This is a genomic window from Streptomyces viridifaciens (assembly GCF_001888885.2).
Taxonomy (GTDB): Bacteria; Actinomycetota; Actinomycetes; order Streptomycetales; family Streptomycetaceae; genus Kitasatospora; species Kitasatospora aureofaciens.
Window position 1 is genome coordinate 3,114,776 of sequence record NZ_CP090841.1, and the last position, 22,695, is coordinate 3,137,470.

Below are 22,695 nucleotides of genomic sequence, written 5' to 3' on the forward strand. Positions count from 1 at the left end.
TCAGGAGCGCTACGCGGGCGACGCGGCGGTGGGGGCGAATTCGTCTGGAAACAAAGGCTGGAGATCGGCCCGGACATCCGGACCGACCTCCAGCAAACCGACCGGTGACGGTCAGTACGCGAACAGCGAGGCCTTGGACGCGAGGTCCAGGAAGTACTGCGGCAGCAGACCCAGCCCCAGCGTCACCAGCACTCCCACCCCGATGGCCGTCGCCGTGAAGGCGCTCGGGATCGCCACCGTCGGACCGCCCGGCTTCGGGTCGGAGAAGAACATCAGCACGATCACCCGGATGTAGAAGAACGCGGCCACCGCCGAGCTCAGCACACCGACGATCACCAGCGGCGTCGCCCCGCCGGCCGCCGCCGCCTGGAACACCGCGAACTTCCCGGTGAAACCGGAGGTCAGCGGGATCCCGGCGAAGGCCAGCAGGAACAGCGCGAACACCGCCGCCACCAGCGGCGACCGCCGGCCCAGCCCCGCCCAGCTGGACAGGTGGGTCGCCTCGCCCTTGGAGTCCCGCACCAGGGTGACCACGGCGAACGCACCGAGCGTCACGAAGGAGTACGCCGCCAGGTAGAACAGCACCGAGGACAGGCCCTGCTTGTTGACAGCGATCACCCCGGTCAGGATGAACCCGGCGTGCGCGATCGAGGAGTACGCCAACAGCCGCTTGACGTCCTGCTGGGTCACCGCCAGCACCGCGCCCACCACCATGGTCAGGATCGCCACGCCCCACAGCACCGGTCGCCAGTCCAGCCGCAGCCCGGGGAACGCCACGTAGAACAGCCGCAGGAACGCCCCGAAGGCCGCGACCTTGGTGGCCGAGGCCATGAAGCCGGTCACCGGGGTCGGCGCGCCCTGGTAGACGTCCGGCGTCCAGGAGTGGAACGGCACCGCGCCGACCTTGAACAGCAGGCCCACCGCCAGCATCGCCAGGCCGGTCAGCAGCAGCACGTCGCTCCGGGTGCTGCTCAGCTGCGCCGCGGTGGTCATCGTCTTGCCGGAGACGATGTCCGCGATGTCGACCAGCTTCACGCTGCCGGCGTAGCCGTACAGCAGCGCCGTGCCGAACAGGAAGAACGCCGAGGCGAAGGCGCCGAGCAGGAAGTACTTGACCGCCGCCTCCTGGGACAGCAGCCGGCGGCGGCGGGCCAGCGCGCAGAGCAGGTACAGCGGGAGGGAGAAGACCTCCAGCGCCACGAACATGGTCAGCAGGTCGTTGGCGGCCGGGAAGAGCAGCATCCCGCCGACCGCGAACATGGTCAGCGGGAACACCTCGGTGGTGGTGAAGCCGGCCCGGACCGCGGCCCGCTCCTGCTCCCCGCCCGGGGTGGCGGCCGCCTGGGCGGCGAAAACGTCGGCGGGCTCGCCGCCGGCCTTCGGCTCCAGCCTCCGCTCGGCGTAGGTGAGCACCGTGACGACCGCGACCAGCAGGATCACGCCCTGCAGGAACAGCGCCGGGCCGTCCAGCGCGACCGACTCCATGGCCAGCAGGTCGATCCGGGGCGCGCCGTGGCCCTGCGCGGCCAGCACCACCACGGCGACGAAGGCGCCGACCAGCGCGACCAGGGAGAGCGAGACCTGGGTCCAGCGCCGCAGCCGCCGGGGGACGAACGCCTCCACCAGGACGCCGGCCACGGCGGCGCCGAACACCACCAGCATCGGGGAGAGTTGGCCGTACTCGACGTGCGGTGCGGGGATGCTCGGGGTGTTGCCGCCGGCGGCGGCGAGCACTGCGCTGGCACTCACTTCTGCTCACCTCCTGAGGTGGCGGCGACCGGGTGGGCCGGCGCCGGGTCGGTCCGGTGGACCTGCGAGAGCGTCGCGTCCACCGAGGGGTTCACCAGGTCGGTGAGCGGCCTGGGGTAGACGCCGAGCAGGATCGTCAACGCCACCAGCGGTGCCACCACGGCCAGTTCGCGGACCTTGAGGTCGGGCATCGACCGCACGCCCTCCTTGACCGGGCCGGTCATGGTGCGCTGGTACAGCAGCAGCGCGTACAGCGCGGCCAGCACGATGCCGACGGTGGCGATCACGCCGATCGCCGGGTAGCGGGTGAAGGTGCCCACCAGCACCAGGAACTCGCTGACGAACGGGGCCAGCCCCGGCAGCGACAGGGTCGCCAGACTGCCGATCAGGAACGTCCCGGCGAGCACCGGGGCGACCTTCTGGACCCCGCCGTAGTCGGCGATCAGCCGCGAGCCGCGGCGGGAGATCAGGAAGCCGGCCACCAGCATCCACGCGGCGGTGGAGAGGCCGTGGTTGACCATGTAGAGGGTCGCGCCGCTCTGGCCCTGGCTGGTCAGCGCGAAGATGCCCATGATGATGAAGCCGAAGTGCGAGATCGAGGCGTAGGCGACCAGCCGCTTGATGTCCTTCTGTCCGATCGCCAGCAGCGCGCCGTAGACGATCCCGATCAGCGACAGCACCATGATCGCCGGGGCGAAGGTCTTCGAGGCGTCCGGGAACAGCCCGAGGCAGAAGCGCAGCATCGCGAAGGTGCCGACCTTGTCCACCACGGCGGTGATCAGCACGGCGGTGCCCGCGGTGGCCTCGCCCATCGCGTTCGGCAGCCAGGTGTGCAGCGGCCACAGCGGGGCCTTCACCGCGAAGGCGAAGAAGAAGCCCAGGAACAGCGCGTTCTGGGCGGTGCCGGACAGCTTCAGGCTGCCTCCGGCGACCGCGTCGGTCAGGGTCGGCAGGTCGAAGGTGCCGAAGCCCTGGTCCTGGGCGATCACGTACAGGCCGATCACGGCGGCCAGCATCACCAGGCCGCCGAGCAGGTTGTACAGCAGGAACTTGACGGCCGCGTAGGAACGCTGGCGCGCCGACTCGGGGCCGCCCGCCCGGTCGCCGAAGCCGCCGATCAGGAAGTACATCGGGATCAGCATGGCTTCGAAGAACACGTAGAACAGGAAGACGTCGGTGGCGTAGAAGGAGACGATCACCATCGCCTCCACCGCCAGGATCAGGGCGAAGAAGCCCTGGGTCCTCCTGCGCCGCTCAAAAGTGCCGGGGTCCAAGGTCCCGTCCGGCGCTGCGGGCCCCGGGTCGGCGTCGTGCCAGGAGGCCAGCATCACCATCGGCACCAGGACGGCCGTGAGCAGGGCGAGCACCGCGCCGATGCCGTCCACGCCGAGCGAGAAGGTGATGCCGAAGGAGCGGATCCAGCTGTACGACTCGGTCAGCTGGTAGCGGGCGCCGTGCGGGTCGAACCGCAGCGCCACCGCGGCGGCCAGCGCCAGGGTGACGGCCGAGACGGCCAGCGCGACGGTCTTGGTGGTGCGGCGCCGGGCCTCGGTCGCCCCGGCGGGCAGGGCGGCGGTCAGCACCGCACCGGCCGCCGGGACGGCGCAGGTGGTGGTCAGCAGGACGCTCATGGCCGCACCTCCCGCCGCGTCTCCCCGCCCCGAGCCGAAGGGCGCGCCGGTGCCAGAAGTGATGAGCGACGAGCGACCGACGCAGGAGGGACTGCCGGAGCGAAGAGTGTCGGCGCCGGGTCGGAGCGCCCGGAGGCGAGCGGGCGAGCAACTGTCATCAGACGGACCTCATCAGGAGAGTCGAGGCGACCAGCACCAGCGTGCCGCCGAACATGGAGAGCGCGTACGAGCGGACGAAGCCGTTCTGGACCCGCCGCAGCCGGCCGGACAGGCCCCCGATGACGGCGGCCAGGCCGTTGACGAAGCCGTCCAGGCCGCGGCTGTCGAAGAAGACCAGGGTCGCGGTGAGCGCCGAGCCCGGCCGCACCAGCACGGCGTGGTTGAAGTCGTCCTGCAGCAGGTCGCGGCGGGCGGCCCGGGTGAGCGGGGAGCCGACCGGCGGCACCACCGGGACGGGCGAGCGCCCGTACATCACGTACGCGAGGCCCAGGCCGGCCAGCATGCAGACCGTGGTCAGCCCGGTGACGGTCCACGAGCTGAGCGGCGAGTTGCCCTCGCTGTGCCCGGTGACCGGCTCCAGCCACTTCAGGAAGGAGTCGTTGATGTCGAACAGCGCGCCCGCGAACACCGAGCCGACGGCCAGCAGCACCATCGGGATCACCATGGTCCTCGGCGCCTCGTGCGGGTGCGGGAGGTTGCCCTCCGCGTCGGGCTGCCAGCGCTTCTCGCCGAAGAAGGTCAGCAGCATCACCCGGGTCATGTAGAACGCGGTGACCGCCGCGCCGACCAGCGCGCACAGGCCGAGGATCCAGCCCTCGGTGCCGCCCTCGGCGAAGGCCGCCTCGATGATCCGGTCCTTGGAGAAGAAGCCGGACAGGCCGGGGAAGCCGATGATGGCCAGGTAGCCGAGGCCGAAGGTGGCGAAGGTCCAGGGCATGTGCTTGCGCAGGCCGCCGTAGTGACGCATGTTCACCTCGTCGTCCATGCCGTGCATGACCGACCCGGCGCCGAGGAACAGCCCGGCCTTGAAGAAGCCGTGGGTCACCAGGTGCATGATCGCGAAGACGTAGCCGATCGGGCCGAGCCCCGCCGCCAGCACCATGTAGCCGATCTGCGACATGGTCGAGCCGGCCAGCGCCTTCTTGATGTCGTCCTTGGCGCAACCGACGATCGCACCGAACAGCAGCGTCACCGCGCCCACCACCACCACGGCGGTCCGGGCGTCCGGCGCCAGGTTGAAGATCGCCGCCGAGCGGGTGATCAGGTAGACCCCGGCGGTCACCATGGTGGCCGCGTGGATCAGGGCCGAGACCGGGGTCGGGCCCTCCATCGCGTCCCCCAGCCAGGACTGCAGCGGCACCTGCGCCGACTTGCCGCAGGCCGCCAGCAGCAGCATCAGGCCGATCGCCGTCAGCTTGCCCTCGCTCGCCTCGTGCGCCGAGTCGAAGACCGGGGTGAAGGCGAAGGAGCCGAACTCCGCGAACATCAGCATGATCGCGATCGACAGGCCCATGTCGCCGACCCGGTTGACGATGAAGGCCTTCTTCGCCGCCGTCGCCGCGCTCGGCTTGTGCTGCCAGAAGCCGATCAGCAGGTACGAGGCCAGGCCCACGCCCTCCCAACCGAAGTACAGCAGCAGGTAGTTGTCCGCCAGCACCAGCAGCAGCATGGCGGCCAGGAACAGGTTCAGGTACGCGAAGAAGCGGCGCCGGCGCTCGTCGTGCGCCATGTAGCCCACCGAGTACAGGTGGATCAGCGTGCCCACCCCGGTGATCAGCAGCACGAAGGTCATCGACAACTGGTCCAGCCGGAACGAGACGTCCGCCTGGAAGGCGTTCACCGGCACCCAGCTGAACAGGTGCTCCGTCACCGCCCGGTGCTCGCCGTCGCGGCCGAGCATGTCCCAGAACAGCGCCAGGCCGAAGCCGAACGAGAGCGCGGCGAGCGCGGTGGCCAGCCAGTGGCCGAACCGGTCGAAGGCCCGGCCGCCGAGCAGCAGCAGGGCGGAGCCGGCCAGTGGAGCCGCCACCAGCAGCGGAATGAGAGAGTTCACCGAAGGTCCTCCGCCTACAGCTTCATCAGGTTGCTGTCGTCGACCGAAGCGGAGTGCCTGGTCCGGAAGATGGAGACGATGATGGCGAGGCCGACCACGACCTCCGCCGCAGCGACCACCATCGTGAAGAAGGCGATGATCTGGCCGTCCAGCGTCCCGTGCATCCGGGAGAACGTCACCAGCGCCAGGTTCGAGGCGTTCAGCATCAGCTCCACGCACATGAACAGCACGATCGCGTTGCGCCGGATCAGCACCCCGGACGCCCCGATGGTGAACAACAGGGCCGACAGGTACAGGTAGTTGACCGGGTTCACTGCGCGTCCTCCTCGCCGTTCTCGTGGTTGGGCACCGGTTCCAGGGACTTGCGCGGACCGGCCACGGCGGGCCGCTCCGAGGACGGCCGGCCCAGCCAGTCCGCCGTGCTGTTCTCCAGCTCCGCCATCCGCTGCAGCATCGCCTGGCTGACGTCCCGGACCTGGCCGCGCTCGCGCAGCGTCGCCATCACCGAGTCCTCGGCGACCGTGCCGTCCGGCAGCAGCGCCGGGACGTTCACCGCGTTGTGCCGCGCGTACACGCCCGGCGCCGGCAGCGGCGGCACCTGGATGTTGTCCCTGACCCGCTGCGCCGCCAGCTCGCGCTGGGTCCTCGGCGCCTTCACGTGCTCGCGGTGGGTCAGCACCATCGCGCCGATCGCCGCCGTGATCAGCAGCGCGCCGGTGACCTCGAAGGCCCACACGTACCGGGTGAAGATCAACCGGGCCAGGCCCGGCACGTTGCCCTCGGCGTTCGCCTCGGCCAGCCCGGTGAAGTGGTCCAGCCTCGCGTTGGCGATCCCCGCGATCAGCAGCACGCCGAAGCCCAGCCCGCACAGCACCGCGGCGAACCGCTGGCCCTTCAGCTGTTCCTTCAGCGAGTCCTCGCTGGTCACGCCGACCAGCATCACCACGAACAGGAACAGCATCATGATCGCGCCGGTGTAGACCACGATCTGCACCACGCCCAGGAACACCGCGCCCTGGGCCATGTAGCAGACCGCCAGCGCCATCATGGTCGCCGCCAGGCACAGCGCGCTGTGCACGGCCTTGCGCATCAGCAGCATGCCCAGCGCGCCGCCGACCGCGATCACCGCGAGCACCCAGAACTGGACGGCCTCACCCGTGGAGGTCGTCCCGGTGGCCGCCGCCAGATGTGCGATCACGGCCGCACCTCCTTCTCCCGGTCGGTGCGCTCCTGCTGGACCGTCCCCGGCGCCGCCGCGGTGACCTCACCCCGGTAGTAGGCGCCCTCGTCGGTGCCCGGGAAGATCGCGTGCGGGGTGTCGACCATGCCCTCGGACAGGCCCACCAGCAGCTGCTCCTTGGTGAAGATCAGGTCCTTGCGGGAGGAGTCGGCCAGCTCGTACTCGTTGGTCATGGTCAGCGCCCTGGTCGGGCAGGCCTCGATGCACAGCCCGCACAGGATGCAGCGGGCGTAGTTGATCTGGTACACCGCGCCGTAACGCTCGCCCGGCGAGTAGCGCTCCTCGTCCCGGTTGTCCGCGCCCTCCACGTAGATCGCGTCGGCCGGGCAGGCCCAGGCGCACAACTCGCAGCCGACGCACTTCTCCAGACCGTCCGGATGCCGGTTCAGCTGGTGGCGGCCGTGGAAGCGCGGAGCGGTCGGCTTCTTCTGCTCCGGGTACTGCTCGGTGAGCCGCTTCTTGAACATGGCCCTGAAGGTCACGCCGAAACCGGCGGCCGGGCCGAGGATCGACGGCCGGTCGGCCCGCTCAGGCCGGCCCGTCTGGTCGGACGACATCGCGGATCAGCTCCCTTCGGAATGGTCGGCCCCGTTGAGGGCGTCCTGGAGTTGCTTCGGGGCGCGGCTGGGCCGGCGTGGCACCGGCGGGAGCACCTGGCCGGGCAGCGGCGGCACCGGGTACCCGCCCGCCATCGGGTCGAACGCCTCGGCCGGCCCGTCCTCGGACGCCGCGGCCTCCTCGGGCTGCTTCCTCAGGGCGTCCCGCACCAGCGCCAGCAGCAGGACCGCGCCCACCGGCGCCCCCACGTACAGCACCACCTGGCCGAAGCCGTACCCCTCGTTGCGCAGCGCCCGCACGCTGGTGATCAGCACCAGCCACACCAGCGAGACCGGGATCAGCACCTTCCAGCCCAGCTTCATGAACTGGTCGTAGCGGAACCGGGGCAGCGTGCCGCGCAGCCAGATGAAGAAGAACAGCAGCAGCTGGATCTTCAGTGTGATCCACAGCATCGGCCACCAGCCGTGGTTGGCGCCCTCCCAGAAGGTCGACACCGGCCACGGGGCGCGCCAGCCGCCCAGGAACAGGGTCGAGGCCACCGCCGAGACCGTCACCATGTTGACGTACTCGGCCAGCATGAACATCGCGAACTTCAGCGAGGAGTACTCGGTGTTGAAACCGCCCACCAACTCGCCCTCGGCCTCCGGGAGGTCGAACGGCGCCCGGTTGGTCTCGCCCACCATCGCGATGATGTACACGATGAACGACACCGGCAGCAGCGCCGCGAACCAGGTCGGCTGCTGGTGCGCCACGATCTCCGAGGTCGACATCGAACCCGAGTAGATGAACACCGCCGCGAAGGACAGGCCCATCGCGATCTCGTAGCTGATCATCTGCGCCGAGGAGCGCAGCCCGCCCAGCAGCGGGTACGTCGAACCCGAGGACCAGCCCGCCAGCACGATCCCGTAGATGCCCACCGAGGCCGTCGCCAGCACGTACAGCAGGGCCACCGGGAAGTCGGTCAGCTGAAGCGGCGTCCGGGTGCCGAAGACCGACACCTCGTTGCCGGGCGGACCGAACGGGATCACCGCGAAGGCCATGAACGCCGGGATGGCGCAGACGATCGGGGCCAGGACGTAGACCACCTTGTCCGAGCCCTTGACCACCAGGTCTTCCTTCAGCGCCAGCTTCACGCCGTCCGCCAGCGACTGCAGCAGGCCCCACGGGCCGTGCCGGTTCGGCCCGATGCGCAACTGCATCCAGGCCACCACCTTGCGCTCCCAGACGATCGCGACCAGCACCGTCAGCACCAGGAAGGCGAAGCAGAACACCGCCTTCAGCAGCACCAGCCACCACGGGTCCTGGCCGAAGAAGTGGAGCGTCTCGTACGGCTGCGAAGTCATCGGACCTCCCCTTCCCGGGCCCCGGAAGCGGCCGCGGAACCGGCCGCGGAACCGATGCCGGTGCCGGCGCCGGCCGCGGAACCGGTCGCGGTTCCGGTGCCGGCGACGGCCGCGGAACCGGCCTGTTCGAGCTCGGCCGCGGCGATCGTCACCAGGTGGCCGACGGTGGTGCCGAGCGCGCGATGGGCGCCGCCCGGCGTGGAGTTGAGCGGGATCCAGACCGTACGGTCCGGCACCGACTCGGTGACCTCCAGCGGAAGCACCAGCGACCCGGCCGGGCCGGTCAGCCTCAGCGCACCGGCCGCCTCCGCCCCGACGCCCTGCGAACCGGTCACCAGCGCACCGACCTCCTTCGCGGTGGCCGCCGAGAGCCGGGCCACCGCCCGGTGCCGGGTCCCCGCCAGGTGCGGATCGCCCTCCTGCAGCGAGCCCCTGTCCAGCAGCAGGCGCCAACCCGCCAGCACCGCCTGGCCGGTGGCCGGCCGCGGCAGCACACCCGGGTGCGCCGCCGGAGCGGCCGCCCGGTCGCCCCGCCACGGCTCGAAGCGGTCCAGCTCCAGCCGGGCCGCCCGCACGTCCGTCAGGCCCAGCCGGTGCCCCAGCGCGTCCGCCAGCATCGACAGCACCCGCAGGTCCGACTGGAGGTGCCGGCCCATCTGCTGGTCCGGCTTCAGCGCGGCCTCGAACATCCGCACCCGGCCCTCCCAGTCCAGGAAGGTGCCCGCCTTCTCCGCCACCGCCGCCACCGGCAGCACCACGTCCGCCCGCTCGGTCACCGCCGACGGACGCAACTCCAGCGACACCACGAACGCCGCCGCCAACGCCTCCACGGCCAGCGCCGGATCCGACAGGTCCTCCGGATCCACCCCGCCGACCAGCAGCGCGTCCAGGTCGCCCTGCACGGCCGCGGTCAGGATCTGGCCGGTGTCCCGGCCCGGGCGCGACGGCAGCTCCGCCACCCCCCACACCGCGGCCGCCTCCGCCCGGGCCGCCGCCGCGGCCACCGGACGGCCGCCCGGCAGCAGGCCCGGCAGCGCACCGGCCTCCACCGCCCCGCGCTCGCCCGCCCGGCGCGGCACCCAGGCCAGCTCGGCCCCGGTCGCCTGCGCCAGCCGCAGCACCGCCGTCAGCGCACCCGGCACCGACGCCAGCCGCTCACCCGCCAGGATCACCGCGCCCGGGCGGCGCAGCAGCTCCGCCACCCGGCCCGCGTCGTCGTTCAACGGCTCGTCCGCGGCCAGCGCCGCGAACCACTCCGGCTCGGTGCCCGGCGCCGCCGGCAGCAGCGCACCGCGCAGCTTCGCCAGCCCCCGGGAGGCGAAGGCCGCCACCGAGAACACCTTCATGCCCTTCGCCCGGCTCGCCTTCCGCAGCCGCAGGAAGACGATCGGCGACTCCTCCTCCGGCTCGAAGCCCGCCAGCAGCACCGCCGGGGCCTGCTCCAGCCGCTCGTAGCTCAGCCCGGTGCCGTCCACGTCCACCCCGCGCCCGGCGACCGCCGCGGCCAGGAAGTCCGCCTCCTCACCGCTGTGCGGGCGGGCCCGGAAGTCCACGTCGTTGGTGCCCAGCACCACGCGGGCGAACTTCGCGTACGCGTACGCGTCCTCCACCGTCACCCGGCCGCCCGCCAGCACACCCGTACGGGCCCCGCGCAGCCCCTCCGCCGCCCGGGCCAGCGCCTCCGGCCAGGACGCCGGCACCAGCTCGCCGTCCACCCGCACCAGCGGAGTCGTCAGCCGGTCGCGCTGCTGGGCGTAGCGGAAGGCGAACCGGCCCTTGTCGCAGTTCCACTCCTCGTTCACCGCCGGGTCCTCGCCCGCCAGCCGGCGCAGCACCTTGCCCCGCCGGTGGTCGGTGCGCTGGGCGCAGCCCGAGGCACAGTGCTCGCACACGCTCGGCGAGGACGTCAGGTCGAAGGGGCGCGAGCGGAAACGATAAGCCGCCGAAGTCAGCGCACCCACCGGACAGATCTGGATGGTGTTCCCGGAGAAGTACGACTCGAAGTCGTCCCCCTCGCCCGTGCCCACCTGCTGCAGCGCCCCGCGCTCCACCAGGTCGATGAACGGGTCCCCGGCGATCTGCTGCGAGAACCGGGTGCAGCGCGCGCACAGCACGCAGCGCTCCCGGTCCAGCAGCACCTGACTGCTGATCGGCACCGGCTTCTCGTAGGTGCGCTTCATGCCCTCGAAGCGGGAATCCGCGTCGCCGGTGGACATCGCCTGGTTCTGCAGCGGGCACTCGCCGCCCTTGTCGCAGACCGGGCAGTCCAGCGGGTGGTTGATCAGCAACAGCTCCATCACGCCGCGCTGCGCCTTCTCGGCCACCGGCGAGCTCAGCTGGGTGCGCACCACCATGCCCTCGGCGACCGGGATCGTGCAGGAGGCCACCGGCTTGCGCTGGCCCTCGATCTCCACGATGCACTGCCGGCAGGCGCCGGCCGGGTCCAGCAGCGGGTGGTCGCAGAAGCGCGGGATCTGGGTGCCGATGGACTCGGCGGCCCGGATCACCAAGGTGCCCTTGGGGACCTTCACTTCGACGCCGTCGATGGTGAGCGTGACCAGTTCGACCGCGGTGTCGTCGCTCCTGGAGGCGGTTGGCTCAGTGATCGTCACGCGTGCACCTCCCTTTCGGTGGCGGACTGGTGGCCGGGGCGGGGGCCGTCGGCCCAGACGGTGGAGGCGGCCGGGTCGAACGGGCAGCGGCGCTCGGCCAGGTGCTGCTCGTACTCGGCCCGGAAGTACTTGAGCGAGGAGACGATCGGGCTGGCCGCGCCGTCGCCCAGCGCGCAGAAGGACTTGCCGTTGATGTTGTCGGCGATGTCGAGGAGCTTCTCCAGGTCCCCGTCGACGCCCTCGCCGGCCTCGATCCGCCGCAGCAGCTGGACCAGCCAGTAGGTGCCCTCCCGGCAGGGGGTGCACTTGCCGCAGGACTCGTGGGCGTAGAACTCGGTCCAGCGGGTGACCGCCCGCACCACGCAGGTGGTCTCGTCGAAGACCTGCAGCGCCTTGGTGCCGAGCATCGAACCGGCCGCACCGACGCCCTCGTAGTCCAGCGGGACGTCGAGGTGCTCCTCGGTGAACATCGGGGTGGAGGAGCCGCCCGGGGTCCAGAACTTCAGCCGGTGGCCGGCCCGGACGCCGCCGCTGAGGTCCAGCAGCTGGCGCAGGGTGATGCCCAGTGGCGCTTCGTACTGGCCCGGGTTGGTGACGTGGCCGGAGAGCGAGTACAGCGTGAAGCCCGGGGACTTCTCGGTGCCCAGGCCCTTGAACCACTCCTTGCCGCGGGCCAGGATCGCCGGCACCGAGGCGATCGACTCGACGTTGTTGACCACCGTCGGGCAGGCGTACAGGCCAGCGATCGCCGGGAACGGCGGCCGCAGCCTCGGCTGGCCGCGACGGCCCTCCAGCGAGTCCAGCAGCGCCGTCTCCTCGCCGCAGATGTAGGCGCCGGCGCCGGCGTGCACGGTGATGCCGAGGTCCACGCCGGAGCCGAGGATGTTCCGGCCCAGCAGCCCGGCCTCGTACGCCTCGGCCACGGCCGCGTGCAGGCGGCGCAGCACCGGGACGACCTCGCCGCGCAGGTAGACGAAGGCGTGGTCGCAGCGGATCGCGTAGGAGGCGATCACCATGCCCTCGATCAGCGAGTGCGGGTTGGCGAACAGCAGCGGGATGTCCTTGCAGGTGCCCGGCTCGGACTCGTCGGCGTTGACCACCAGGTAGTGCGGCTTGCCGTCGTTCTGCGGGATGAACTGCCACTTCATCCCGGTGGGGAAGCCGGCGCCGCCGCGGCCGCGCAGGCCGGAGTCCTTGACCAGGGCGATCACGTCGTCCGGGGGCATGGCGAGGGCCGCCTTGAGGCCCTCGTAGCCGTGGTGGCGGCGGTAGGTCGCGAGGGTCCAGGGGCGGCTGTCGTCCCAGGGGTCGGACAGGACGGGGGTGAGCAGCTTCTCGGCCGACTCGGCGGAGGTCATCACGCTTCGGTCCCTTCCTGGCCGTCGGCCTTCGCCTCTGGGCCCCGCTCCTCGTGGCGGGATTCCTCTTGCAGGGGCTCCCCCTGGTGGGGCTCGTCGTGGAGGGGCTCCTCATGGAGGGGCTCCTCGTGGCGGGGGGAGACGACCTTGGCTCCGGGGGTGCCGGGCAGGGCCTCGCCCCGGGCCAGCCGCAGGCCGGCCAGCGAGGGCGCGCCGCCGGCGCCGGACTCGTCGTTGGCGCCGGGACGCTCGTCGGGGAAGCCGGCCAGGATCCGGGCCGTCTCCCTGAAGCCGCACAGCCGGGCGCCGCGGGTGGGCCGCACCTCGCGGCCGGCCCGCAGGTCGTCCACCAACTGCCGGGCGCTCTCCGGGGTCTGGTCGTCGAAGAACTCCCAGTTGACCATCACCACGGGGGCGTAGTCGCAGGCGGCGTTGCACTCGATGTGCTCGATCGAGATCTGGCCGTCCTCGGTGGTGGCGTTGTTGCCGATCCCCAGGTGCTGCTGGAGCTCGGCGAAGATCTGGTCGCCGCCGAGCACGGCGCACAGGGTGTTGGTGCAGACCCCGACGTGGTACTTCCCGGCCGGGCGCCGCCGGTACATCGTGTAGAAGGTGGCGACGGCGGTGACCTCGGCGGTGGTGAGGTCCAACTGCTCGGCGCAGAAGCGGATCCCGGTCGGGCTGACGAAGCCCTCCTCGGCCTGCACCAGGTGCAGCAGCGGCAGCAGCGCCGAACGGGCCTGGGGGTAGCGGCCGATCAGCTCGGCGGCGTCGGCGGCGAGCCGGGCGCGCACCTCCTCCGGGTAGGGCGGGGCCGGCAGCGCCGGCAGTCCGAGTTCGACGTTGGTCACCGGTCCACGCCTCCCATCACCGGGTCGATCCCGGCCACCGCGACGATCACGTCGGCCACCTGGCCGCCCTCGCACATCGCCGCCATCGTCTGCAGATTGGTGAACGACGGATCCCGGAAGTGGACCCGGTACGGGCGCGTCCCGCCGTCGCTGACCACGTGCACACCCAGCTCGCCCTTGGGCGACTCGACCGCTACGTACGCCTGGCCGACCGGGACCCGGAAGCCCTCGGTGACCAGCTTGAAGTGGTGAATCAGGGCCTCCATCGAGGTGCCCATGATCTTGCGGATGTGGTCGAGCGAGTTGCCCAGGCCGTCCGGGCCGACGGCCAGTTGGGCGGGCCAGGCGATCTTCTTGTCGGCCACCATGACCGGGCCCGGCCGCAGCCGGTCCAGGCACTGCTCGACGATCCGCAGCGACTGCTTCATCTCCTCCAGACGGATCAGGAAGCGGCCGTAGGAATCGGCGGTGTCCGCGGTGGCGACCTCGAAGTCGTAGTCCTGGTAGCCGCAGTACGGGTCGCTCTTGCGCAGGTCGTGCGGCAGACCGGCGGCGCGCAGGATCGGGCCGGTGGCGCCGAGGGCCAGACAGCCGGCCAGGTCCAGGAAGCCGACGTCGACCAGGCGGGCCTTGAACACCGGGTTGGCGGTGGCGAGCTTGTCGTACTCGTGCATCCGAGAGCGGAAGGTGCGGACCGCCTCGCGGATCTGGTCCACCGCGCCCGGGGGCAGGTCCTGGGCGAGGCCGCCGGGGCGCACGTACGCGTGGTTCATGCGCAGGCCGGTGACCAGCTCGAAGACGTCCAGGATCAGTTCGCGGTCCCGGAAGCCGTAGACCATCAGGGTGGTGGAGCCGATCTCCATGCCGCCGGTGGCCAGACAGACCAGGTGGGAGGCGATCCGGTTGAGCTCCATCATCATCACCCGGATGACACTGGCCCGCTCCGGGACGTCGTCGGTGATGCCGAGCAGCTTCTCGACCGCCAGGCAGTAGGCGGTCTCGTTGAACAGCGGGGTCAGGTAGTCCATGCGGGTCACGAAGGTGGTGCCCTGGACCCAGCTGCGGAACTCCATGTTCTTCTCGATGCCGGTGTGGAGGTAGCCGATGCCGCAGCGGGCCTCCTTCACCGTCTCGCCGTCGATCTCCAGGATCAGCCGCAGCACGCCGTGGGTGGACGGGTGCTGGGGGCCCATGTTGACGATGATGCGTTCGTCGTCGGCCCGGCCGACCGCCTCCACCACCTCGCCCCAGTCGCCGCCGGTGACGGTGAAGACCCGGCCCTCGGTGGTCTCGCGGGCGTCTGCTTCCTCGTAGTGCTGAGTGCTCATCAGCTGTACGACCTCCGCTGGTCGGGTGCCGGGATCTGGGCGCCCTTGTACTCGACGGGGATGCCGCCGAGCGGGTAGTCCTTGCGCTGCGGGTGGCCCAGCCAGTCGTCCGGCATCATGATCCGGGTGAGTGCCGGGTGGCCGTCGAAGACCAGGCCGAAGAAGTCGTAGGCCTCGCGCTCGTGCCAGTCGTTGGTCGGGTAGACGCTCACCACGGAGGGGATGTGCGGGTCGGCGTCCGGCGCGGTGACCTCCAGCCGGATCAGCCGGCCGTGGGTGATCGAGCGCAGGTGGTAGACCGCGTGCAGCTCGCGGCCCTTGTCGCCGGGGTAGTGCACTCCGCTGACACCCAGGCACAGTTCGAAACGCAGTGCCGGGTCGTCGCGCAGGATGCGCACGGCCTTCAGGAGGTGGGCGCGGTCGACGTGGAAGGTCAGCTCGGCGCGGTCGACCACGGTCTTGTCGATCACCTCGGCCGGGTCCAGGCCCTGCTCCTCCAGGGCGCCCTCGAACTCGTCCGCCACCTCGTCGAACCAGCCGCCGTACGGGCGTTCGCTCGGGCCGGGCAGCACGATCGGGGCGGACAAGCCGCCGAAGCCCGAAGTGTCGCCACTGCCCCGGGTGCCGAACATGCCCTGGCGGCGGCCGACCACCTCGACCGGGATCTCGCGCACCGGCTGCTCGCGGCGGGTCTCGGGTACCTGCTCGTTCATCGCAGCTGCCCCCGCATCTCGCTGACCGGGGTGGCCTTGAGGGCCAGGGCCTCGCCGAGTTCCTCGGCGCGGCGCCGGTTCACGCCCAGCGGCTCGTGCTGGATCTTGTCGTGCAGCTTCAGGATGGCGTCCATCAGCATCTCCGGGCGGGGCGGGCAACCGGGCAGGTAGATGTCCACCGGGACGATGTGGTCGACGCCCTGGACGATCGCGTAGTTGTTGAACATCCCGCCGGAGGAGGCGCAGACGCCCATCGAGATGACCCACTTCGGGTTGGCCATCTGGTCGTACACCTGGCGCAGCACCGGGGCCATCTTCTGACTCACCCGGCCCGCCACGATCATCAGATCGGCCTGCCGGGGGGAGCCCCGGAAGACCTCCATGCCGAACCGGGCCAGGTCGTAGCGGCCGGCGCCGGTGGTCATCATCTCGATCGCGCAGCAGGCCAGACCGAAGGTGGCCGGGAAGAGTGACGCCTTGCGCACCCAGCCGGCGGCCGTCTCCACGGTCGTGAGCAGAAAGCCGCTCGGCAGCTTCTCCTCGATTCCCATCAGATCCCTCTCAATGCCCTCAAGTCCTCTGGTACGTCCGGCGGTACGCCCGGGGAGCGTCCGGGTGGCGCCCGGTGTGCCGGGACCCCGGGAGCCCGGGAGAACGTCCGGGGAGCCCGGGAGAACGTCCGGCTCCTTGGAGCTTGTCCGCTCGTTCACAAGGGCGGCGGCGCCACCCCTGGCTCAGCCCCGCTCCGGGGCTCAGTCCCACTCCAGGCCACCGCGGCGCCAGACGTAGGCGTAGGCGACGAAGACGGTGGCGATGAACAGGAGCATCTCGACCAGCCCGAAGATCCCCAGGGCGTCGAAGGTCACCGCCCAGGGATAGAGGAAGACGATCTCGATGTCGAAGACGATGAAGAGCATCGCCGTCAGGTAGTACTTGATCGGGAACCGACCGCCGCCCACGGGCTGCGGGGTCGGCTCGATGCCGCACTCGTACGCCTCCAGCTTGGCCCGGTTGTACCGCTTGGGGCCGGTGAGTGAGGCCATCACGACGGAACCGACCGCGAACGCCGCCGCGATGGCACCGAGTACGAGGATCGGCGCGTAGGCATTCATAGCCCCGCTCCCTCCGTCCAGTCGTCCTTGACTGCAGATCGGAACCGGCGGGTCACACTGAGGTGAACCCGCGCTCCAGTTCCCGAGATCCACCTCATGTGAGGCAGTTCACAAAGCCTGGAACGAGCGCATCCTATGCCCGGTAGCTTGTGATCTGCGACACGCAGTTCGTCGCCATCTTTGTGATCTACGACACCATGTGAATGGTGGCGAATGTGAACATGCCCAGAGTTGTCAACGCAAAGGAGTCAAATGGCCACAAGCAGTCGCATTCAAGTTTGAAGCGGCTGGTCAGGGACGAGTTCCTATATCAACTATGCGTCGCTGTTGGCAAATTTCCGGGCGCCATGTTGACGTGTTATGGCGGCTCACTCGGAGGGGTGGCGGGGGGAGGAACGATTGCTTGACCTTTCGTTCACAAGGGGAGCGAAGTTGCCGTGGGTGTCCCCCTCCCCCTCCCGCCGCCCGCCGCCCGCCGCCCGCCGCCCGCCGCCCGCCGCCCGCCGCCCGCCGCCCGCGCCAGGGTTGCCCACCGACTACCGGTGTCACCTGCGCTGAGCCGGCCGGTCTCAGCGCGGAGCTGCTGCGCGCGCAGCTCCGGCAGTCTGTGGGCCCCTGGAGGCCTGCCCTCCTCCTCGCCCTCCTCCTCCGCCGCCTCCGCCTCCGCTGTCGCGGCATGCCTCCCGCTGCGGGCAGGCCCAACTTCCTGGTGCGGCCCTCACAACCCTGGGCCCGCCTCCGCCTCCGGCCTTGCCTCCCTCTCGTTCTCGGGGCTCGCCCTTGTGAGGGCCTCCTTCATCCGCTTTCGCCCTGCGGGCCAGGCACCCGGTTACCGGTTACTGGCTGCCTGTTCCCACACCCAGGCCGCGACGCCCACCCGGTTGCGGGCGCCGAGCTTGCGCTGGATGTTGGCGAGGTGGTTCTTCACCGTTCCCGGTGAGATGAAGAGCCTGGCGCCGATCTCGGCGTTGGTCGCTCCGTCGGCCACCAGCTCGGCGATCTCCTTTTCTCTCTCGGTCAGTTCCTCCACCGGCCCGGCTGTCAACGGGCCCGGTACGCCTGCCGCGGCCGCAGGCCCGGGCACCGCGCTGGATCCGGGCACCGCCATGTGCTGGAGCAGCCGGACCGTGATCTGCGGGCTGATCAACGCGTCCCCGGCCATCGCCGCACGGACCGCCTCGATCAGCAGTACCGGCCCGGAACGCTTCAGCAGGAAACCCGCCGCCCCGTGCCGCAAGGCCGTGTGGACGTACTCGTCCAGGTCGAAGGTGGTCACCACGATCACCTTGCACTGGTCGGCCAGCTGCCGCGTGACCTCCAGGCCATCGAGCTTCGGCATCCGGATGTCCGCGAGCACCACGTCCGGCCGCAGTCTCTTCGCCTCCTGCACCGCTGCGGCGCCGTCCGCCGCCTCGGCTACCACCGTCATGTCCGGTTGGACGTCCAGGATCATCCGGAACGCGCTTCGGACGTCGGCCTGGTCGTCGGCCACCAGGATTCGGATCGGCCTTGCACTGTTGCTCATCTGCTCTTCTCTCCTGCACCCGCACTGGTCCTCATCGGGGTTTCCGGTCGCTCCGGTTCCGCCCGCCCGGCCAACGGCAGCCTCGCCGTCACGCGCCAGGTCTGTTGCTCGTGCGGACCTGCCTCGAACACTCCGCCCAGGGCCTCCACTCGCGCCGCCAGTCCTGGCAGTCCGCTGCCGCCGCCACTGCGGGGGCGGACGACCGACCCCGGCGACCGACCGTCGTTCGTCACGGTCAGCTCCAGCCAGTCGCCGGCGCAGCGGGCCCGGATGTCGATGCGGCGGACGCCCCCGGCATGCCGTCGGACGTTGGTCAACGCCTCGACGACGATCCGGTGGACCGTCCCACCCACCTCGCGCGGGAGCGGCTGGTCCGGCAGCTCCAGTTGGACCTCGGCACCGCCGGCGGCCGTGAACTGCTCGGTCACCTGAACGAGTTCGCCGAGGCCCGGCTGTGGGCTGCGGCCACCGGCTTCTTCGCTTCGAAGCAGCTGAACGGTCCGGTCCAACGAGGCCAGGGCCCGCTGCCCCGCCTGCTCTATCCGCTCGAACATCTCGGCCGTCCGTGCCGGGTCGACGGAGGCCAGGTACGCCCCCGCCTGGGCCTGGGCAACCATGCCGCTGACGTCGTGCGCCACGAAGTCGTGGAGGTCGTGGGCCAGTTCGATCCGCTGAGCCCGCCTGGCTTCGGCGACCGCGCGGGCCCGGCCCTCGTCCAGGCCGCGCAGGTAGAGCCCGATCAGCACCGTCGGCAGGGACAGCATCGATCCGAACCCGAAGAGCGTGAGCGCGTCGGCGGGTCCGTCGAACCGGGACGGCCAGAGCGCGACCGCTCCGCATGCCGTCCAAGCGGCCGCCGCACACCGCGGGCCGTCCTCGGACCGCAGGCTGAGGGCCACTGCGAGCAGCAAGCCGGCCAATTCGGCCAGGCCGACCAGCCCCGTCCAGCGATCCGCCTCCGTCCAGCGGCCGGCGAACCAGACGGCGCCCGAGACCGCCGCCGAGACCGCGCCGAGCGCGGTGGTCACCGCCGCCGATCCGTACCGCCTGCGGAGCAGCCAGGCCGGCAGCAGCAGGACCGGGACGGCCAAGGACAGGAGCTGATTCATCGTCACCGCCTTTCATGGACTCTTCGACTGCCGTCACAGTACGACGGGCCGCAGCGGGGCCACCTGTGCCGATCGGCATATTTCACAGGCGGGTTGAGCAGCCAGAACAGCCCGATCGGCACTGCCGGCGTCCCCCGGCGGACCTCCACTCTTGAGTCGTCGCACCGGCCGAGGGGGTCGGGCCGAAAGGAACCCACGATGTCGAAGCCCGTGATCAACGCCCGTGTCGCCACCGCCCGCCGAGCCCGTGCGGTCGGGGCGGTCGGGGCGGTCGGGGCGGTCGGGGCGGCCGGCGAGACCGCGCCCACTGCCCCGGGCGTAGCCCCCGCACCCCGCTGGGCCCAACTGGCGGCAAAGGCAGCCGTCCTGAGCACCGTCCCCTCGGGGGTGTGGCGCATCGTCTTCGGCTTCGGCGTCCCGGTCGGCTTCACCGGCGCGACGGCCGCGGCTTTCGGGGCGCACCAGCCCGGTTGGGGGACGGTCTACTGCGTGGTCCTGAGCGCCCTGGCGGAGGCTCTGGCCTTCCTGACCCTCGGCCTGGTCCGGCCCTGGGGGCTGGTGGCGCCCAGGTGGATCCCGCTGATCGGCGGCCGCCGGGTCCGGCCGCTGGCCGCGATCGTCCCCGCTCTGCTGGGCTCGGCGATACTCACCGCCCTCGGCATGGAGGGGCTCTTCGGCCGCTGGGCCCACAACCTGGCCGAGCCGGATGCGCCGCACGGCTTCGCCGGTCTGGTGATGACGGCCGCGTACCTGCCGCTGGTGGCCTGGGGTCCGCTGCTCGGCGCGGTCACTCTCGACTACGCCCGTCGGACGTTGTGGCGGCGCCGGTGATGACGACGTCGGGTCACGCCGGGACCGGCTCCCGCGTCTGCTCCCCGGTCCCGGCATCCGCCACCGTGCCTGTCCCGTCCTCGCTCCCGGTCGGGCGCGGCGTGGGGGCGGTGCGCCGACCCCACTCGGTCGCGACCAGCACCAGGGCCCCGCCGAGCAGGGCGAGCGGGCCCATCCGGTTACCGGCGACGGTGATGCCGAAGATCGCGGCCCACAGCGGTTCGGTACCGAGCAGCAGGCTCACCCGGGACGGCGAGGTGGCCCGGACGGCCCACATCTGAACGAAGAAGGCGAAGAGCGTGCAGAACAGGGACAGGTGCAGCAACCAGGCCCACTGGCCGGCTCCGTACGAGAGCGCGACGGTCCAGGGGGCGGGCCCGACGGCGAGTGCGACGACGGCGAACACTGCGGTGGCGACCGCGAGCTGGACCCAGGTGACGGCGAGCATGTCGGTGTTGCGAACAGCCCGGGTGCGGGCCATCGCGAGGACGTACGCGGAGCGGACGAGGGCGGCGCCCAGTACCAGTAGGTCGCCGAGCGTCGGAGGGCGCAGCCCGCCGTCGCCGGTGAGCAGTGCGACGCCGAGGACGGCCAGTCCGGCGGCCGCGAGGAAGGCTCGCGGTGGTGCGGTCCGGCCGAGGGCGCTCTCGCCGAGCGGGGTGAGCACCATGGCGAGGCTGATGATCAGCCCTGCGTTGGTGGCGGAGGTGTGGACGGCGCCGTAGGTCTCCAGCAGGAAGATACCGCTGAGGACGAGGCCCAGTGCGGCGCCACCGAGCCACTCGGTGCGGGTCAGCTTCCGCAGGGCCCGCCACGCGGCCAGCCCGAGCAGCGGCAGCACCAACCCGAAGCGCAGCACCAGCATCGCCACGACCGTCCCGGGCTCGGCCACCCGTTGCACGGCGAGGAAGCTCGACCCCCAGACCACTGCCACGAGTAGGACCGGCAGATCACGAAGGACCGATGAGTATGAGGATGAGGACAGGGAGGCACGCATGAGGAGGATCCCTCCGAGCGAACGGAACCGGCGGGTGCGAGGACCGTACGGCGTCGGACGGACCCAGGAGCTGGGCGTGTGGCTCAGCGGCGGACGGGGTGAGGGATGGAGCAAGGGGGCGCCATCCTCGCGCACCGGCCCGCCGGTGATCAATGCCCCTGCCGGGTGCCGGCGGGTCAGGAGGCGAGCAAGCCGTTCGCGTCGGCGATGGCCTCGATGTCGGCTGGGGTGCCGGACATGATGGCGCGGACGTGCTCGGTGACGAGTTCGACCGGCCAGTCCCACCAGGCGGCGCGGAGCAGGCGTTCGATGTCGGCGTCGTCGAAGCGGCGCCGGATCGGGTGGGCGGGGTTGCCGCCGACGATCGTGTAGGGCTCGACGTCGGCGGTGACCATCGCACCGGCCGCGATGATCGCGCCGTCGCCGATCCGGACACCGGGCAGGACGGTGGCGCCGAATCCGAACCAGACGTCGTTGCCGACGACGGTGTCGCCCCGGCTGGGAAGGCCCGTGACGATGTCGAGGGTCTGCTCCGTCCAGCTGCCGCCGAACATCGTGAAGGGGAAGGTGGACGCACCGATGGTCGGGTGGGCGGCCCCGGCCATCAGGAAGCGGGTTCCGGTGGCGATCGCGCAGTACTTGCCGATCACCAGCCGTTCGGGGCCGTAGGCGTAGAGGACATTGCGTTCCTCGAAGCGGGTGGCGCCGTCGGGGTCGTCGAAGTAGGTGTACTCGCCGACCTCGATCCTCGGGTCGGTGACGAGCGGGCGTAGCAGGACCACCCGGTCGTGGCCGACGAGCGGGTGGAGAGCGGTCGGGTCGGGGATGGCGGTGGTGGTCACGCAGGCTCCTCTCGTAATGCGACTTCAGTCGCATTACGATGAGCATGGCAGGATTGCCGCCCCACAGCAAGCCTTAATGCGACTGGAGTCGACTTTGAACGAGCCCACCCACCCCGACCAGCAACCCCGCACGCCGTCCCCACGCCCGGGCGGCCGCAGCGCCCGGGTCCGTGCGGACGTGGTCGCCGCCACGCTCGCCGAGGTCGCGGAGAAGGGCTACGACGGTCTCACCGCCGAGGCGGTCGCGGCCCGGTCCGGCGTCCACAAGGCCACCCTCTACCGGCGCTGGGGCGGCATCGACGGCCTGGTCGCGGACGCCCTGACCGCCTCGGCCGACCAGCCCTGGCCGCTGCCCGACACCGGAGACCTCCAGGAGGACCTCCGCCGGATCACCCAGGAGGTGTTCAGCGTCTTCACCGACCCCAAGCAGAGCCCCACGCCCACCGCGCTGATCTCCGCCGCCCAGCGCTCCGATGCCGGCGCGGCAGCCCTTCGCGACTTCTTCGCGGCCCGCCACCACCAGGCTGCCGAGGTCGCCGAACGGGCCGTCACCCGAGGAGAGTTGCCGGCCGGAACGGACGGCGCCGAGGTCATCAGGGCCGCCACCGCCCCGCTCTACTACCGACTGTTCGTCACCGGCGAAGCACTGGACGCCCGCACCGCCGAGCGGGCCGCCGACGCCGCCGCCCTGGCCGCCCGCGCCGGACTGTTCGCCTCCATCCCGACCGACCCGGAACCCGACACCGCACCGAACACCCCCGACCAGTAGCCAAGGCGCGGTGACTGAACGACCCCGCAACCCAGCTGACTGCCCATGACCACCACCCGGCAAAAGGAGTCCCA

Annotated in this window: 20 protein-coding genes; 2 read left to right on the forward strand and 18 right to left on the reverse strand. The window is 71.1% G+C overall.

Features of this window, described 5'->3' with window-relative positions:
* Nucleotides 1–111: 111 nt before the first annotated feature.
* The 16 genes from nuoN to BOQ63_RS20935 form a co-directional block, all read right to left on the reverse strand.
* A complete protein-coding gene (nuoN, locus tag BOQ63_RS20860) occupies nt 112–1,749 on the reverse strand; it encodes an NADH-quinone oxidoreductase subunit NuoN (protein ID WP_051747025.1) in 1,638 nt (545 codons plus the stop codon).
* A complete protein-coding gene (locus tag BOQ63_RS20865) occupies nt 1,746–3,380 on the reverse strand; it encodes an NADH-quinone oxidoreductase subunit M (protein ID WP_030286539.1) in 1,635 nt (544 codons plus the stop codon). The genes nuoN and BOQ63_RS20865 overlap by 4 nt, the downstream gene beginning before the upstream one ends.
* 157 nt (nt 3,381–3,537) lie before the next feature.
* Complete coding sequence (gene nuoL, locus BOQ63_RS20870) at nt 3,538–5,433, reverse strand: NADH-quinone oxidoreductase subunit L (RefSeq protein WP_030286541.1); 1,896 nt, start codon at nt 5,431–5,433, stop codon at nt 3,538–3,540.
* A gap of 14 nt (nt 5,434–5,447) precedes the next feature.
* The gene (gene nuoK / locus BOQ63_RS20875; RefSeq protein ID WP_030235394.1) at nt 5,448–5,747 is read right to left on the reverse strand and encodes an NADH-quinone oxidoreductase subunit NuoK; all 300 of its coding nucleotides are present in this window, start codon (nt 5,745–5,747) and stop codon (nt 5,448–5,450) included.
* On the reverse strand, nt 5,744–6,628 hold the full coding sequence (locus BOQ63_RS20880) for an NADH-quinone oxidoreductase subunit J (RefSeq protein WP_030286543.1): 885 nt from the start codon (nt 6,626–6,628) through the stop codon (nt 5,744–5,746). The genes nuoK and BOQ63_RS20880 overlap by 4 nt, the downstream gene beginning before the upstream one ends.
* A complete protein-coding gene (gene nuoI, locus BOQ63_RS20885; protein ID WP_030286545.1) occupies nt 6,628–7,230 on the reverse strand; it encodes an NADH-quinone oxidoreductase subunit NuoI in 603 nt (200 codons plus the stop codon). Before nuoI ends, BOQ63_RS20880 begins: the two co-directional genes overlap by 1 nt.
* Nucleotides 7,231–7,236: 6 nt before the next feature.
* A complete protein-coding gene (gene nuoH, locus BOQ63_RS20890) occupies nt 7,237–8,574 on the reverse strand; it encodes an NADH-quinone oxidoreductase subunit NuoH (protein WP_030286547.1) in 1,338 nt (445 codons plus the stop codon).
* Nucleotides 8,571–11,186: an NADH-quinone oxidoreductase subunit G gene (locus tag BOQ63_RS20895; RefSeq protein WP_150476023.1), complete on the reverse strand. Its 2,616-nt coding sequence runs from the start codon at nt 11,184–11,186 to the stop codon at nt 8,571–8,573. The genes nuoH and BOQ63_RS20895 overlap by 4 nt, the downstream gene beginning before the upstream one ends.
* The gene (nuoF, locus tag BOQ63_RS20900) at nt 11,183–12,544 is read right to left on the reverse strand and encodes an NADH-quinone oxidoreductase subunit NuoF (RefSeq protein ID WP_072654774.1); all 1,362 of its coding nucleotides are present in this window, start codon (nt 12,542–12,544) and stop codon (nt 11,183–11,185) included. Before nuoF ends, BOQ63_RS20895 begins: the two co-directional genes overlap by 4 nt.
* Entirely contained in the window at nt 12,544–13,395 is an 852-nt protein-coding gene (nuoE, locus tag BOQ63_RS20905; RefSeq protein ID WP_072654775.1) for an NADH-quinone oxidoreductase subunit NuoE, read from the reverse strand. Before nuoE ends, nuoF begins: the two co-directional genes overlap by 1 nt.
* On the reverse strand, nt 13,392–14,723 hold the full coding sequence (locus tag BOQ63_RS20910; protein ID WP_030286555.1) for an NADH-quinone oxidoreductase subunit D: 1,332 nt from the start codon (nt 14,721–14,723) through the stop codon (nt 13,392–13,394). Before BOQ63_RS20910 ends, nuoE begins: the two co-directional genes overlap by 4 nt.
* Nucleotides 14,723–15,436: an NADH-quinone oxidoreductase subunit C gene (locus tag BOQ63_RS20915; protein ID WP_030286557.1), complete on the reverse strand. Its 714-nt coding sequence runs from the start codon at nt 15,434–15,436 to the stop codon at nt 14,723–14,725. Before BOQ63_RS20915 ends, BOQ63_RS20910 begins: the two co-directional genes overlap by 1 nt.
* Entirely contained in the window at nt 15,433–15,987 is a 555-nt protein-coding gene (locus tag BOQ63_RS20920) for a NuoB/complex I 20 kDa subunit family protein (RefSeq protein WP_030286559.1), read from the reverse strand. Before BOQ63_RS20920 ends, BOQ63_RS20915 begins: the two co-directional genes overlap by 4 nt.
* 201 nt (nt 15,988–16,188) lie before the next feature.
* Complete coding sequence (locus tag BOQ63_RS20925) at nt 16,189–16,548, reverse strand: NADH-quinone oxidoreductase subunit A (RefSeq protein WP_030060100.1); 360 nt, start codon at nt 16,546–16,548, stop codon at nt 16,189–16,191.
* An 829-nt stretch (nt 16,549–17,377) separates the two neighbouring features.
* The gene (locus BOQ63_RS20930; protein WP_030287221.1) at nt 17,378–18,073 is read right to left on the reverse strand and encodes a response regulator; all 696 of its coding nucleotides are present in this window, start codon (nt 18,071–18,073) and stop codon (nt 17,378–17,380) included.
* Nucleotides 18,070–19,182 carry a sensor histidine kinase gene (locus tag BOQ63_RS20935; protein ID WP_050366624.1) on the reverse strand — a complete coding sequence of 371 codons (1,113 nt, stop codon included), beginning with the start codon at nt 19,180–19,182 and terminating at the stop codon, nt 18,070–18,072. Before BOQ63_RS20935 ends, BOQ63_RS20930 begins: the two co-directional genes overlap by 4 nt.
* A gap of 198 nt (nt 19,183–19,380) precedes the next feature.
* Between BOQ63_RS20935 and BOQ63_RS20940 the strand changes: the two genes are divergently transcribed.
* Nucleotides 19,381–20,013 (forward strand): hypothetical protein, encoded by a 633-nt coding sequence (locus tag BOQ63_RS20940; protein ID WP_223885993.1) that lies wholly within the window; start codon nt 19,381–19,383, stop codon nt 20,011–20,013.
* Between the two features lie 13 nt (nt 20,014–20,026).
* Here the strand turns inward: BOQ63_RS20940 and BOQ63_RS20945 are convergent, their stop codons facing one another.
* Together BOQ63_RS20945 and BOQ63_RS20950 are read right to left on the reverse strand one after the other, a co-directional pair.
* Nucleotides 20,027–21,010: a DMT family transporter gene (locus BOQ63_RS20945; RefSeq protein ID WP_078867484.1), complete on the reverse strand. Its 984-nt coding sequence runs from the start codon at nt 21,008–21,010 to the stop codon at nt 20,027–20,029.
* Nucleotides 21,011–21,186: 176 nt separating this feature from the next.
* Entirely contained in the window at nt 21,187–21,852 is a 666-nt protein-coding gene (locus BOQ63_RS20950) for a CatB-related O-acetyltransferase (RefSeq protein WP_030552703.1), read from the reverse strand.
* 94 nt (nt 21,853–21,946) lie between these two features.
* Here BOQ63_RS20950 and BOQ63_RS20955 point away from each other — a divergent pair, with 94 nt between their 5' ends.
* Entirely contained in the window at nt 21,947–22,621 is a 675-nt protein-coding gene (locus BOQ63_RS20955; protein WP_223885994.1) for a TetR/AcrR family transcriptional regulator, read from the forward strand.
* The last annotated feature ends 74 nt before the right edge of the window (nt 22,622–22,695 follow it).